At 64.5% G+C, this 14,407-nt stretch carries 13 protein-coding genes; 10 read left to right on the top strand and 3 right to left on the bottom strand.

Annotated elements, in window-relative coordinates; all coding sequences use genetic code 11:
* Positions 1 to 274 precede the first annotated feature (274 nt).
* Positions 275 to 952 carry a glutathione S-transferase family protein gene (locus tag K410_RS0120765; protein ID WP_028136654.1) on the top strand — a complete coding sequence of 226 codons (678 nt, stop codon included), beginning with the start codon at positions 275 to 277 and terminating at the stop codon, positions 950 to 952.
* 101 nt (positions 953 to 1,053) lie between these two features.
* Here K410_RS0120765 and K410_RS0120760 read toward each other — a convergent pair whose 3' ends face one another.
* Together K410_RS0120760 and K410_RS37090 are read right to left on the bottom strand one after the other, a co-directional pair.
* On the bottom strand, positions 1,054 to 1,701 hold the full coding sequence (locus tag K410_RS0120760; RefSeq protein ID WP_024337874.1) for an alpha/beta hydrolase: 648 nt from the start codon (positions 1,699 to 1,701) through the stop codon (positions 1,054 to 1,056).
* Positions 1,702 to 2,038: 337 nt separating this feature from the next.
* Positions 2,039 to 3,031 (bottom strand): LytTR family DNA-binding domain-containing protein, encoded by a 993-nt coding sequence (locus K410_RS37090; protein WP_049820139.1) that lies wholly within the window; start codon positions 3,029 to 3,031, stop codon positions 2,039 to 2,041.
* A gap of 60 nt (positions 3,032 to 3,091) precedes the next feature.
* On the opposite strand from K410_RS37090, the gene K410_RS37085 reads away from it, so the two are divergent.
* From K410_RS37085 to K410_RS0120710, 9 genes are all read left to right on the top strand, one after another.
* On the top strand, positions 3,092 to 4,327 hold the full coding sequence (locus tag K410_RS37085; RefSeq protein WP_049820138.1) for an acyltransferase family protein: 1,236 nt from the start codon (positions 3,092 to 3,094) through the stop codon (positions 4,325 to 4,327).
* A 9-nt stretch (positions 4,328 to 4,336) separates the two neighbouring features.
* Positions 4,337 to 5,476: a cysteine desulfurase family protein gene (locus K410_RS0120745; RefSeq protein ID WP_028136653.1), complete on the top strand. Its 1,140-nt coding sequence runs from the start codon at positions 4,337 to 4,339 to the stop codon at positions 5,474 to 5,476.
* A gap of 113 nt (positions 5,477 to 5,589) precedes the next feature.
* The gene (sufB, locus tag K410_RS0120740; protein ID WP_028136652.1) at positions 5,590 to 7,086 is read left to right on the top strand and encodes a Fe-S cluster assembly protein SufB; all 1,497 of its coding nucleotides are present in this window, start codon (positions 5,590 to 5,592) and stop codon (positions 7,084 to 7,086) included.
* 132 nt (positions 7,087 to 7,218) lie between these two features.
* A complete protein-coding gene (gene sufC / locus K410_RS0120735) occupies positions 7,219 to 7,971 on the top strand; it encodes a Fe-S cluster assembly ATPase SufC (protein ID WP_028136651.1) in 753 nt (250 codons plus the stop codon).
* Between the two features lie 12 nt (positions 7,972 to 7,983).
* Positions 7,984 to 9,288, top strand: coding sequence for a Fe-S cluster assembly protein SufD (gene sufD, locus K410_RS0120730; protein WP_028136650.1), 1,305 nt, complete (start codon positions 7,984 to 7,986; stop codon positions 9,286 to 9,288).
* On the top strand, positions 9,285 to 10,532 hold the full coding sequence (locus K410_RS0120725; protein WP_028136649.1) for a cysteine desulfurase: 1,248 nt from the start codon (positions 9,285 to 9,287) through the stop codon (positions 10,530 to 10,532). The genes sufD and K410_RS0120725 overlap by 4 nt, the downstream gene beginning before the upstream one ends.
* Positions 10,529 to 10,900 (top strand): SUF system Fe-S cluster assembly protein, encoded by a 372-nt coding sequence (locus K410_RS0120720; RefSeq protein WP_018641712.1) that lies wholly within the window; start codon positions 10,529 to 10,531, stop codon positions 10,898 to 10,900. Before K410_RS0120725 ends, K410_RS0120720 begins: the two co-directional genes overlap by 4 nt.
* 49 nt (positions 10,901 to 10,949) lie before the next feature.
* Entirely contained in the window at positions 10,950 to 11,360 is a 411-nt protein-coding gene (locus tag K410_RS0120715) for a HesB/IscA family protein (RefSeq protein WP_080672183.1), read from the top strand.
* Positions 11,361 to 11,557: 197 nt separating this feature from the next.
* Positions 11,558 to 12,049, top strand: a complete 492-nt coding sequence (locus tag K410_RS0120710; RefSeq protein ID WP_028136647.1) for a TfoX/Sxy family protein — start codon at positions 11,558 to 11,560, stop codon at positions 12,047 to 12,049.
* A 26-nt stretch (positions 12,050 to 12,075) separates the two neighbouring features.
* Here the strand turns inward: K410_RS0120710 and K410_RS0120705 are convergent, their stop codons facing one another.
* The gene (locus K410_RS0120705; RefSeq protein ID WP_155253524.1) at positions 12,076 to 14,298 is read right to left on the bottom strand and encodes a fused MFS/spermidine synthase; all 2,223 of its coding nucleotides are present in this window, start codon (positions 14,296 to 14,298) and stop codon (positions 12,076 to 12,078) included.
* Between the last annotated feature and the right edge of the window lie 109 nt (positions 14,299 to 14,407).

Raw genomic sequence — 14,407 nt, 5'->3', positions numbered from 1 at the left:
GGCGCTGCCGCGTCCACCGCACCCCAACCCGCATCTCGTGACGATCGCGAAGCGCCCCTCTGGCAGGGCCGGGATGGACGGTGTATGCCATAAATCCGAAATTCGGAAAAGTGACATATTTTTGCCCGCGGGGGTTGACGAATTTTGGGGTGTTTTGCCCGACGCCTCCATGATCGCAGACGTGCGAATTAATGCAGGTGCATTGACCTTGACAGATACATGCAAATGCATCTATAGTTGATGCAGTTGCATCAAACCGCGCCGGGATCGCACCATGACCGCTTCACTGAAACTCATCAGCCACAAGCTTTGCCCCTACGTGCAGCGCGCGGTGATCGCGCTGAAGGAGAAGGGCGTGCCGTTCGAGCGCGTCGACATCGATCTCGCCAACAAGCCCGACTGGTTCTTGAAGCTGTCGCCGCTCGGCAAGGTGCCGGTGCTGGTGGTGACGACGGAGAGGGGCGAGGTCGCGCTGTTCGAGAGCAACGTGATCTGCGAGTACATCGAGGAGACGCAAGGCGGTGCGCGGCTGCATCCGGCGGATGCTTTGAAGCGGGCCGAGCATCGCGCCTGGATGGAGTTCGGCTCGGCGATCCTCGGGGATCTCTGGGGGCTGGAGACCACGACCGATGCAGCGACGTTCGAGAGCAAGCGTCAGGCGCTTGCGGCGAAGTTCGCGCGTGTCGAAGCCGCGCTCGGCGCGGGGCCGTATTTCGCTGGCGATGCGTTCAGCCTGGTCGATGCAGTGTTCGCGCCGGTCTTTCGCTATTTCGACCTGTTCGACGAGCTGACCGAGCACGGCATCTTCCGCGATGTGCCGAAAGTGCGCGCGTGGCGCGCCGAGCTCGCGAAACGTCCGAGCGTGCGCACGGCCGTGGGCGCGGACTATCTGCAATTGCTGCGCGCGTTCCTGGTGCGCCACGATGCGCATCTGCTCAAGCTGGCAGCGTGATTTCGTTGTCCGGATTTCGCTGAAATCTAGCCCGGCGATATATGGGCCGGCTCTGCGGCGCATCACTGCGTGATGCACCGCGTCCGGGGCACCGAGAAGCCTCAGCGCACGTTGGCGAGGCGCATGTCGAGATACGCCGTGATGGTCTCCATCAGCGGCTCGAGCTTGGCGTCGAAGAAATGGTTGGCGCCGGGGATGATCTGCTGGTCGATCACGATGCCCTTCTGCGTCTTCAGCTTCTCGACCAGCGTGTTGACGTCCTTGGGCGGCACCACCGCGTCCTTCTCGCCGTGCACGATCAGGCCCGACGACGGGCAGGGCGCGAGGAACGAGAAGTCGTAGAGATTGGCCGGCGGCGCGATCGAGATGAAGCCCTCGACCTCGGGGCGGCGCATCAACAGCTGCATGCCGATCCAGGCGCCGAAGGAGAAGCCGGCGACCCAGCAGGCGCGCGCCTCGGGATTGATGGTCTGGGCCCAGTCGAGCGCTGCGGCGGCATCCGACAATTCGCCGGTGCCGTGGTCGAACGAGCCCTGGCTGCGGCCGACGCCGCGGAAGTTGAAGCGCAGCACCGAGAAGCCGCGATGGGCGAAGGCGTAGTAGCACTGGTACACGATCTGATGGTTCATCGTGCCGTGAAACTGCGGGTGCGGATGCAGGATCATCGCAATCGGCGCGTTCTTCTGCTTGGCCGGGTGATAGCGACCCTCGAGGCGGCCGGCAGGGCCGGTGAAAATGACTTCAGGCATGGATGTCTCTGATTTAAGTCCCTTGGAGGTGATCCCTGCGCAATCGTCCGATTGTGGCTCTGCCCGGCGTTGCCGCCGACGAGAGCACGGATGAAAGGTGGAGAGGCGCGCCCTCGGATGATGCGCGAGTGGCGCGCAGGTGAACTGACGCGCGCTTCTAACACGAGGCGAGGGTCAAAAAGCAAGCTTCTTCGACATCTCTCAATGGGCTCAAGAGCTTAGCCGGTCATCTCAGCGTCATGTCCGGTCTTGTCGCCGGCGCGGGACGTCGCCTGGATGCAATCGGTGCCGGCGGGGGCGGCGGCTCTGCCGCAGGATACCGCTCAACCGATTGGAATCACGATTGTTTGTGGATCGCTGGCCGATCGGCGGCGGCGATTCCCACAGGGGCGGCCCGGCTTCCGAGCGTGGCGACCGCCGGCCGGTAACGCCGGCTGCCCCCGAGTGTCTGGCCGTTGTCGAAGGCGAGCTCGAAATCCCCTGACGGCTTGAGGTCGACGCCGCGCACCCGGTCGAGATTGGCAAGCTTGGTCCGGTGAACGCGAACGACGGAAAAGCGCGCCAGTTCGCTTTCCGCTGCTGCCAGCGTGCCCCGGATCAGGTGCCGGGTCCCGTCGGCGAGGCTGTATTCGATGTAGTTGCCGGCGGAGGCGACCCAGAGAATGTCGCGCGGCACCACGCGAATGCGGCTCGTTCCGTCGCGCAGCCAGATCGCGTCGGGGGACGAGGGCTGGAGCGGAGCGGGCGGAGGCGAGGGAGCGGCTGCGGCGCTTTTTAGCTCACGCCGGCTTTCGAGCAGCCAGATCGTGCTGGCGATCAGGACGACGGCCACCGCGTCCTTGCGGAATTCGTAGAGGACCGTCGCGAGCGAAAAGCGAAAATCGTAAGCGCCGCCGGCGAGCCAGAGCGCCAGCTTGCGCACCCAGACCATGCCGGTGATGTGCAGGGCCGAGAAGCCGAGCAGGATGATCGCCCCGATTGCTGCGCGGGCGGCAAGGCCAGGGGTTCCACGCATGCGGCGGACCGCCAGCACCAGGATCGGCAGCAGCAGCAGGATGATCGCGATGCTCGACATCTCCCAGAACAGCCGCCGGCCGATGTCGTAGCTGTCGCCGCGCCAGGCCGCGTCCTGGGCGCCCGAGAACGCGTTGACGATTCCGATCGCGAGCGCGACCGCCGCGATCGCAGCGAACGTGGTCCGGTCGCCCCCGCTGATCCCGAAAGGTCCGCTATTCGTCCCAGCCACCGGCGGCTCGTCCCGTCGCGTCGGATTCTGATCCCAAACCGGCTCGACGCGCGGCGTCGGCGGCGCATTTTCGGTGTCAGCCATTTTCAGTGTCAGCCATGGCCCGAAAACCGCGTTCGTCGTCCCGTCAAGGAGCAGAAAACCATGACAACACCACAGCAATTCCAAAGCTCGGACAGGCGCATCGATCTGGACTGGGTGCGGATTTTAGCCTTCGGGCTCTTGATCTTCTACCACGTCGGCATGCTCTACGTGTCCTGGGGATTTCACATCAAGAGCGAGCACCGGCTGACCTGGCTGGAACCGGTGATGCTGTTGCTAAATCCCTGGCGGCTGTCGCTGCTGTTTCTGGTGTCCGGGGTTGCCACCCGCTTCATGCTCGACAAGTCGACCCTGGCCGCGCTTGCCGGTGCCCGGTCGGTACGGCTCTTGATCCCGCTGGTCTTCGGCATGCTCGTGATCGTGCCGCCGCAATCCTATCTCCAGATCGTCGAGAGCCTCGGCTATCCCGCGGGCTTTCTCGATTTCTATGCCAGGCATTACTTTGCGTTCGGCGCGCAGTTCTGTCCGAACCCCTGCATCGTGCTGCCGACCTGGAACCATCTCTGGTTCGTGGTCTATCTGTGGGTCTACACGATGGCCTTGATCGGCGTGCTTGCGCTCTGGCCGGCCGGCGCTGACTGGCTCGGCCGCAAGCTAGCCGTCGTGCTCGCCGGGCCGTGGCTCCTGGTCGTGCCCTGCGTGTTGTACGTGGCCTGGCGCCTGGTGCTGTTTCCGGCCTTCCCGTCGACCCATGCGCTGTTCGGCGACTGGTACAACCACGCCGACCACGCCACCGCCTTCCTGATCGGTTTCCTGCTGGCGAGGCAGGAGGGGATCTGGCGCGAGGTCGCGCGCCAACGCTGGTTGGCGCTGGCGGCTGCAGCGGCCTGCTTCTCGGCCTTCATCCTGGTTCGCGCCGGACTGTTTGCGCCGTCACCCGCGCTGAAGTGGGCCGCCGCCTCGGCTTACGGTTGCTACCAATGGCTCGCGATCGCCGCCGTGCTGGGCTTTGCGCGACGCCACCTCGCCGCCGACGGACCGGCGCGGCGCTATCTCACCGACGCGATCTTTCCGTACTACATCGTGCATCAGACCGCGATCATCGTGATCGCCCACGCCTTGCGCGACAGCGGTCTCCCGGTGGGGGCCGAGGCCTCCATTGTCATCATTGGGACCGCACTCGCATGTGTGGCGACCTATGAAATCGTCCGGCGCATTGTCTGGCTGCGACCTCTGTTCGGATTGCGGGTGCTGCCGCGGATTGTTGCCGCGATCGAGCCGCACCGGCCGGCCCTGATCCACGCGGCCTCCGATTGGACGGATGGCAAAAGGTGCTAAGAGGGCGAGATGCCGACCCGTGTCTATCTCGACTGGAACGCGACCACGCCGCTGCGGCCCGAGGCTCGGGCCGCGATGGTTGCGGCCTTCGACCTGGTCGGCAATCCCTCGTCGGTTCATGCCGAGGGACGGGAGGCGCGGCGACTGGTGGAGGAGGCTAGAGCCGAGCTTGCCCTGGCGGTCGGCGCCTTGCCCCGGAACGTGGTCTTCGCCTCGGCGGGAACCGAGGCCAACGCGCTCGCGCTGTCGCCGGGGTTGCGGGGACCGTCCGGCGGACCGGTCCAGCGGCTGCTGGTGTCGGCGGTCGAGCACGCCTCCGTGCTGGCGGGAGGCCGGTTCCTGGCGGACAGGATCGGCCTGATCCGCGTGACGCGCGCCGGCGTGGTCGATCTCGAACACCTGAAGGCAGGGCTCGCGGACGGTCCGCCGGCACTGGTCTCGATCATGGCCGCCAACAACGAGACGGGCGCGCTCCAGCCGGTCGCCGAGGCGGCGCGGATCGTTCACGAGGCCGGCGGCCTCCTGCACGTCGATGCGATCCAGGCGTTGGGTAAAATCCCTTTCGATATCAAGGCTATGGGCATCGACCTTGCGACCTTTTCTGCGCACAAGATCGGCGGCCCCAAGGGCGTCGGCGCGCTGGTCATGGCCGAGGGGATTGCCGGACTGGAGCCGGTGCTGCGAGGCGGCGGGCAGGAGCTCAGCCGTCGCGCTGGAACCGAGAATGTCGCCGGCATCGCCGGCTTTGGTGCTGCCGTGAAAGTCGCGCTTCAGGCTCTGCCGGAGGTTGCGGAGCGCATCACAACCCTCAGAATCCGCTTGGAAAACGGCATCCGGGGGATCGCGGGCGCCACCATCTTCTCGGAGGACGCCGAGCGGTTGCCGAATACCGTCCTGTTCACGGCGCCCGGCCTCAAGGCCGAGACGGCCGTGATCGGCTTCGACCTCGAAGGCATCGCCGTCTCATCCGGCTCGGCCTGCTCCTCGGGCAAGGTCCAGCCGTCCCACGTGCTTTCCGCCATGGGCTTCGACCCCGCAGTGGCGCAGGGAGCGGTGCGTCTTAGTCTCGGCTGGTCCACGGAACCAGATGACATCAATAGGGCGTTAGAGGCTTGGCGAAAGCTCGGTAATACCCTACTTAAGGGCTAAGCGATGAAACACGGCTTGAACGGTTCTAAGCCCGTGCTTTCCGCAGAGAAATATCGTAATACTCGACCGAGTTTGATCCACCGCGGTCCTTGAAACCGCGAGCGGAGGATGGAATGCCAGCCGTACAAGAGACGGTCGAGCGCGTGAAGCGCATCGACGTCGACCAGTATCGTTATGGGTTTGAGACCCTGATCGAGTCCGACAAGGCCCCGAAGGGGCTGTCGGAAGACACCGTCAAGTTCATCTCGCAGAAGAAGAACGAGCCCGACTGGATGCTCCAGTGGCGGCTCGAGGCTTATCGCCGTTGGCTGACCATGGCCGAGCCGACCTGGGCCCGCGTCGACTATCCCAGGATCGACTTCCAGGATCTCTATTACTATGCGGCGCCGAAGCCGAAGAAGACGGTCACCTCGCTCGACGAGATCGACCCCGAAATCCTGAAGACCTACGAGAAGCTCGGCATTCCCTTGCGGGAAGTCGCCATGCTCGAAGGCGTCGAGCCCAAGCCCGGCGAGGAAGACCCGGCCCGCCGCAAGATCGCGGTCGATGCTGTCTTCGATTCGGTCTCGGTGGCGACCACGTTCAAGGCCGAGCTGAAGAAGGCCGGCGTGATCTTCATGCCGATCTCGGAGGCGATCCGCGAGCATCCTGAATTGGTGCAGAAGTACCTGGGCTCGGTGGTGCCGACCTCGGACAATTTCTATGCGACGCTGAACTCGGCGGTGTTCTCCGACGGCTCGTTCGTCTACGTGCCGCCCGGCGTGCGCTGCCCGATGGAGCTGTCGACCTATTTCCGCATCAACGAGCGCAACACCGGCCAGTTCGAGCGCACGCTGATCATCGCCGACAAGGGCTCCTACGTCAGCTATCTCGAAGGCTGCACCGCGCCGCAGCGCGACGAGAACCAGCTGCATGCCGCCGTGGTCGAGCTCGTCGCGCATGACGATGCCGAGATCAAATATTCGACGGTGCAGAACTGGTACCCCGGCAATTCGGAAGGCAAGGGCGGCATCTACAATTTCGTCACCAAGCGTGGCGATTGCCGCGGGGCCAATTCCAAGATCTCGTGGACCCAGGTCGAGACGGGATCTGCGATCACCTGGAAATATCCGAGCTGCATCCTGCGCGGCGACAATTCGCGCGGCGAGTTCTACTCGATCGCGATCTCGAACGGCTTCCAGCAGGTCGACAGCGGCACCAAGATGATCCATCTCGGCAAGAACACGTCGAGCCGCATCATCTCCAAGGGCATTGCCGCCGGCAGGTCGCAGAACACCTATCGCGGCCTCGTCACCGCGCACCGCAAGGCGACCGGCGCCCGCAACTTCACCGCGTGCGACTCTCTTCTCATTGGCGACAAATGCGGCGCGCACACCGTGCCGTACATCGAGGCCAAGAATTCCTCGGCGACGTTCGAGCACGAAGCAACCACCTCGAAGATCTCCGAGGACGTGCTGTTCTACTGCATCCAGCGCGGGCTCAGCCAGGAAGAAGCGGTCGGCCTCGTCGTCAACGGCTTCGTCAAGGACGTGCTGCAGCAGCTGCCGATGGAGTTCGCGGTGGAAGCGCAGAAGCTGATCTCGATCTCGCTGGAAGGGTCGGTCGGCTAACTCGGACCTCATCCTGAGGAGGCCGCGCAGCGGCCGTCTCGAAGGATGGATACCGGAAAGATTGTTGGCCTCAATCCTTCGAGACGCGCCTTGCGGCGCTCCCTGGGATGAAGGGATAGATGGAAAAACATGATGGCTTTGCTTGAAGTGAAAGACCTCAAGGTTCGTGTCGAGGAGCGTGAGATTCTCCACGGGCTGACGCTGACCGTGAACGAGGGCGAGGTGCACGCGATCATGGGGCCGAACGGCTCCGGCAAGTCGACGCTCTCGCACGTCATCGCCGGCAAGCCCGGCTATGAGGTCACCGACGGCCAGATCCTGTTCAAGGGCGAAGACCTCTTGGAGATGGAGCCGAACGAGCGCGCCGCCAAGGGCGTGTTCCTGGCGTTCCAGTACCCGGTCGAGATTCCCGGCGTCGCCACCATGAACTTCCTGCGCACGGCGCTCAACGCCCAGCGCAAGGCGCGCGGCGAGGATGAATACTCGACGCCGGATTTCCTCAAGAAGGTCCGCGAAGTCTCGAAGTCGCTGAACATCCCGCAGGACATGCTCAAGCGCGGCGTCAATGTCGGCTTCTCCGGCGGCGAGAAGAAGCGCAACGAGGTGCTGCAGATGGCGCTGTTCGAGCCGAGCCTGTGCATCCTCGACGAGATGGATTCGGGCCTCGACATCGACGCGCTGCGCATCGCGGCCGACGGCGTCAACGCGCTGCGCTCGCCGAAGCGTTCGATGGTCGTCATCACCCATTATCAGCGGCTGCTGAACTACATCGTGCCCGACGTCGTGCACGTGATGTCGAAGGGCCGTGTCGTGAAGAGCGGCGGCAAGGAGCTGGCGCTGGAGCTGGAAGCGTCCGGCTACGCCCAGTTCGAGGATGCCGCGTAAGGATTGTTTGCAATGAACGTTGCTGCGGCAAAGACCGGAAAGGGCCGCGCGGTGAGCGATCTCTTCACCAGCGCCGAGGGCCGGCTGCCGGGTTCGCCTGACGTGATCGCGGTGCGCCGCGAGGCGTTCGAGACCTATGAGCGTCTCGGCCTGCCGCACCGCCGGATCGAGGAATGGAAATACACCGACCTGCGCGCGCTGGTCGGCGAGGTGCTGCCGCTGGCGGCCAGCCCCGATGCGGCCGTGGTGAAGCGCGCCGCGGACGCGGTGAAGGTGCATGCGATCGCCGGTGCCCGCAAGCTGGTGCTGGTCGATGGCGTGTTCGCGGCCGATCTGTCCGACGTCAAGGCGCTTGCCGCCGAGGCAGGATTCAAGACCCTGCGCGAGGCGCTGGACAAGGACGCCGGTCTGCTGAAGACCGCGGCCACCGATGCGGTGATCGCGCTGAACGCGGCGATGGCGACCGACGGATTCGTGTTGTCGATCGCCGACGGCGCACAGCTGTCCGCGCCGATCCAGATCATCCACATCGCGGCCGCCGGGTCAGCGTCGGCGTTCACCCGCTCGCAGATCGTGGTCGGGAAGGGGGCTCGCGCCACTCTCGTCGAGACCTTCGTTGCGGCGGACGCCGGGGCTTACCAGGTCAACGACGCCGTGCTCCTCTCGGTCGGCGATGATGCCGACGTCGCCCACATCCGCCTGATGGACGATGCGCCCGACGCGGTGAACGTGTCGTCGCATTTCGTCACCATCGGCGCCAACGTGAAGTACAATTTCTTCAACATGACCACCGGCGCTGCGGTGAGCCGCCTTCAGGGCTTCATCACGCTGGCGGGCGAGGGCAGCGAGCTCTCGGCCAACGGCGTCAACCTGTTGAAGAAGACCGAGCATGGCGACACCACGCTGGTGGTCGACCACGCCGTGCCGAACTGCGTCAGCCGCGAGATCTTCCGCGCCGTGATCGACGACCGCGGCCACTCGGTGTTCCAGGGCCGCATCATCGTCCGTCCCGACGCGCAGAAGACCGACGGCAAGATGATGACGCGGGCGCTGCTGCTCTCTGACGAGGCCGAGGCCGACAACAAGCCCGAGCTCGAGATTTTTGCCGACGACGTCTCCTGCGGCCACGGCGCCACCGCCGGCGCGCTCGACGACAGCCTGCTGTTCTATCTGAAGGCGCGCGGCCTGCCGGAAAAGCAGGCCCAGGCGCTGCTGATCCAGGCTTTCGTCGGCGAGGCGGTCGAGCAGATCGCCGATGAGGCCCTGCGCGAGCACGTGATCGGCATCGCCGAGCGCTGGCTGGAGCGGCGCTCATGAGCACGCATCCCGCGGTCAGGAACGGCGCCTATGACGTCGCGCGCGTGCGCCAGGACTTTCCGGCGCTCGCGCTGCAAGTCTACGGCAAGCCGCTCGTGTATCTCGACAACGCCGCTTCCGCGCAGAAGCCGAGCGCCGTGCTCGAGCGCATGACGCAGGCCTATACATCCGAATATGCCAACGTGCATCGAGGCCTGCATTACCTCGCGAACGCGGCGACCGAAGCCTATGAGGGCGGCCGCACCAAGGTGGCGCAGTTCATCAATGCACCGCGGACCGAGGAAGTGATCTTCACCCGCAACGCGACCGAGGCGATCAATCTGGTCGCGTCGTCCTGGGGCGGGCCGAACATCGGGGAAGGCGACGAGATCGTCATCTCGATCATGGAGCACCATTCCAACATCGTGCCCTGGCATTTCCTCAGGGAGCGCCAAGGCGCGGTGATCAAATGGGCGCCGGTCGACGACGAAGGCAACTTCCTCATCGACGAGTTCGAGAAGCTGCTCACGGCCAAGACCAAGCTGGTCGCGATCACCCAGATGTCGAACGCGCTCGGCACCATCGTGCCGGTCAAGGAGGTCGTCAGGATCGCGCATGCGCGCGGCATTCCCGTGCTGGTCGACGGCAGCCAGGGCGCGGTGCATCTGCCGATCGACGTCCAGGACATCGGTTGCGACTTTTACGTCTTCACCGGCCACAAGGTGTACGGGCCGACCGGCATCGGCGTGCTCTGGGCCAAGTACGACCATCTCGTCGCGATGCGCCCCTTCAACGGCGGCGGCGAGATGATCCGGGAAGTCTCGCGCGATGTCGTCACCTATGGCGATCCCCCGCACAAGTTCGAGGCGGGCACGCCGGCGATCGTCGAGGCCGTCGGCCTTGGCGCGGCCATCGACTACGTCAACTCGATCGGCAAGGAACGCATCGCCGCGCACGAGGCCGATCTCACCACCTACGCCCAGGATCGCCTGCGCGAGATCAACTCGCTGCGGCTGATCGGCACGGCCCGGGGCAAGGGCCCGGTGATCTCCTTCGAGCTCAAGGGCGCGCACGCCCACGACGTCGCCACCGTGATCGACCGCCAGGGCATCGCGGTGCGTGCCGGCACCCATTGCGTGATGCCGCTTTTAGAGCGGTTCAACGTGACGGCCACCTGCCGGGCCTCGTTCGGCATGTATAATACGCGGGAAGAAGTCGATCATCTGGCACAGGCGCTGTTGAAGGCGCGGGATTTGTTCGCATGAGTGACACGGCCGAAATCAAAGCCAATCCGATGGAGACCCATTCGGCGCTGCCGCCGGAGGAGACCGAGCGGCTGACCCGCGAGATCATCGCCGGGCTCAAGACCGTGTTCGACCCGGAAATCCCCGCCGACATCTACGAGCTCGGCCTGATCTACAAGGTCGAGATCAAGGACGACCGCTCCGTCGACGTGCAGATGACGCTGACGACGCCGAACTGCCCCGCCGCTGGCGAGCTGCCGACCATGGTCGAGAACGCGGTCGCCAGCGTTCCCGGCGTCGGCGTGGTCGACGTCAAGGTGGTCTGGGAGCCGCCGTGGTCGCCCGAGCGCATGAGTGACGAGGCCCGCCTCGTCCTCAACATGTGGTGACGGGTTACACCGGCATTGAATTCGCTCCGCAACGGACCAGATAGATAAGATGACCCAGATTTCGTCAGGTTCGACCCCAGCATCCACTCCGAAGCCGCGGCGTCCGCGCCCGCAGGTGATGCGGCTGACGGATGCGGCCGCCCAGCGCATCACCGAGCTGACCCAGCGTGCGGATTCCGAGATCGTCGGCTTGCGCGTCGGCGTGAAGAACGGCGGCTGCGCCGGCCAGTCCTACACGGTCGAATATGCCCACGAGATCCGGCCGACCGACGAGGTCGTCGAGGACAAGGGCGTCAAGATCCTGGTCGACCCCAAGGCCGTGCTGTTCCTGCTCGGCACCGAGATGGACTACAGGGCCGACAAGATGCAGGCCCAGTTCGTCTTCAACAACCCCAACCAGATCTCCGCCTGTGGCTGCGGCGAGTCCGTCGAGCTGCGGCCGGCCAAGATCGACGGGTAATTCCGCCTACGCTCTGCTCTCTTGTCCCGGACGCGGTGCAGCGCCATAGCGTGTCGAAGACGCGCGTAAACGCGCTTATGCTGCTGCTGCGCAGAGCCGGGACCCACGCTATGGTTCCGTCTCGGAGGGGCTGGGACCCGGCTCAGCGGCGCACCGTTGCACGGCGCGCCGCGTCCGGGGCACGAGGGAGCGTGCGTATGGACCGCGAATTCCTGATCGACCTGTTCGCCGATTTCGGCCCTGTGACCATCCGCAGGATGTTCTCGGGCTATGGCATCTCCGCCGACGGCATCAACTTCGCTCTGTCCTTGCGCGCCGGCCTGTTCTTCCGCGCCGACGACGTGACCATCCCGGACTTCGAGGCCGAAGGCTCGAAGCCGTTCCAATATTCGACCCGCGCCAAGACCGTGGTGGTCAACTCCTACTGGGAGCTGCCGGCGCGGCTGTTCGACGATTCCGAGGAGTTCGTGCAATGGGCGAGGGCGGCACTCGCCGCCGCCCAGCGCGCCAAGGTGAAGAAGCGGCCGAAGGGGAAGAAGGCGGCCAGCAAGAAAACCGAGCCGAAGAAGCCTGCTGCCAAGAAGACGGCGAAGAAGGCAGTCAAGAAGTCGGTGCGTCGGGCGGGCAAAGCGACTCGTCCGCCGCAGCTCGCAGAGCGAAGGCGGAAGCGGGCCCGCCGTTCGAGATAGTTATGCCGAGATGGTGGGCACGGCGCTCACTCCAAACCGAGGAAGTAGCGCCACTCGGTGCCCATATTGTTGTCGGTCACGAGGGTTTGGCCGGCGGTCGCCTCCAGCAGCTGCGGACATGGTTCGATCGTGGGACCATCCTGACGGAAGTCGGCAATCAGTGCGTCGAGCCGAGCGCGGTCAGCGTCATCGGAAGCAAATTCGGGTTTGCCGTCGATGCTGTAAGTTTCGAGCGTTCGTCGCCAGCGCTCATGATCCCACGCGATCGGGGTCTGCGACAGCACCATATGGTTCAGGAACCGGGCACCGTAGGCGAAGGCGGTGCAGCCTGTGCGCTGCGCGCGCCGCGAATTGGTGGTGTTGTAGAAGAAGATCCCGCCGGGCTTGAGGTGTTGCTGCACGAGGCCAAGGAATTCCGACGACAGCAGATTGGTGGCGTTCGCGCGGAAATGCCACGTCGTGTTGGAGACGACCGCATCGAAACGTGCGTCGGGATGGTGGCGGAGCCAACGGCGGCCGTCGTCCTCCACGATCCTGACCTTGGGATTGTTCAGGATCGATCTGACATCGTCGTGCTTTGCGATCAACTCGAGATATCCGCGATTGATCTCGACGATCGTGAGCGATTCCACGTCGGGATTGTTGGCGATGACCTGAGCCCATGAACCGGACGAGAGGCCGATCATCAGCACCTGCCGTGGTGCGGGGTGGAACAGACTCAGCGCGTACGGCCGGATGATGCCATTGCGGTCGGACTTCAGATCCGTGTTGAAGCGGCCGTCATACATGCCGTTGCCAAAGACGGTGCCGTCGGTGTCGACGGTGATGATGCCGCTGCGATTCTCGACAATCTCAGCGAAGTCGTGGTCGGCGAGCGTCTTTGCCTGCAGATTTTCCAGCAGCCGTTGGCTCAACAAGGCGCTTGCGCCGAGGCCGAGGACGAGAACCGCGATGGCAAGATAGCCAAGACGATTTCGCTCCTGCCTTGGGGCAAGCGCTATCAATGCAAATGCGGCCATCGTGCCGCCGACGAGCAGCATCGCCGCGATCTGCCTGATTCCAAGATACTCCGTCAGCACGAAGCCCGTGAGGATCGCCCCGCTGGCGCAGCCAGCGATGTTGGCGAAATAAAGCAGCGCCGTCCGCTGGCCGATTCGTTCGTCGGTCGCGATGCCAAACTGTGAAAGATACGGGAGCAGCGCACCCCATTGCCGCGCGATCAGGTAGGTGATCGCGACGGCGATGCCGATCGCGCCGGCGCCGACCCAGGCCAATTGCGTCATCAACGGAAGGAACATCGCGGCGAACAAATTGGCCCAGATCAGATCGCTCGCGGCCTGGCGCAAGGCATCCTGCGGCGCGAGCGACCTGCAGGACTGTCCGGCCTTTCGCGCGCCGACCGCGATACCTGTCAGGAAAGCATAGAGCGTCATCGCAAATGCCAGCGAGCTCGATCCCGAGGCAAACGACATCACGCGGAACAGGAAGATCTCGTAGGACAACGAGATGAATCCACCCGCCATCGCGAGCAGGACGACAACACCCATGCCGAGGATCGGCTGCGTGTCCGGAGCCTTGGTCGACGTCTGCGAGTCCGGCGTCGCGCCGGGAGCAGAGAGAATGTGCGCCGCGATCGCGCCGGCGCCGACCACGAGATTGATTCCAGCCGCGATCGTGATTGACTCATGCATGCCGAGAAAAGGGAAGATCAGGGTGGCGCATACGAGGCACGCGGCACCGGCGCCGAGCGTATTGACAAAATAGAGCGTGCCGACGGCGTCCCCGATCTCGCCGGTCATGCGTGCCAGATACGAGACCAGGATCGGCAGCGTTGCGCCCATCAGAAGGGTCGGCAGCAGCACCAGGACGAGGTTGATTGCGGCGAGGGCGGGCAGCGGCAGGTCTGCCACCATGGCGCCCACCGTCTCGAAGATCTGGAGCGAGGCCAATCCAAATGCGGCGGTCGCAAGCTCGATCACTCCGAGCAGCAACAGCGGCTTGACGTTGGTGCGTCGGGATATCCAGCCGCCACACAGGCTGCCAAGCCCGAGCCCGAGCATGAAGGCGGTCACGATAATCGTGACTGATTCCGAATTGACGCCGAAGATCCGGAACAGGCTTCGTTGCCAGGTCAGCTGGTAGATCAGCGCCGGAAAGCCGGAAAAGAAGAAGAGGATGCAGAGAACGCGGACACCGGGCGCAGCGAATCTCTGCGCGGGCGCATCCGCAGGTAACTCGACGGCCGTCATATTGATGATCCATTCTCCCACGCCCTCGCAACCTGCTGGAGAAAAGGTAAGTAAAGGTTGCGGGGGGTTGGCTGAACGAGGCTGGATCAATGGCCCGATCTGGCACTCG

Source organism: Bradyrhizobium sp. 22 (genome assembly GCF_000482425.1).
Taxonomy (GTDB): domain Bacteria; phylum Pseudomonadota; class Alphaproteobacteria; order Rhizobiales; family Xanthobacteraceae; genus Bradyrhizobium; species Bradyrhizobium japonicum_B.
Note: the sequence above shows the minus strand (reverse complement) of the source record. Positions and strands in the feature narration are given on the sequence as shown.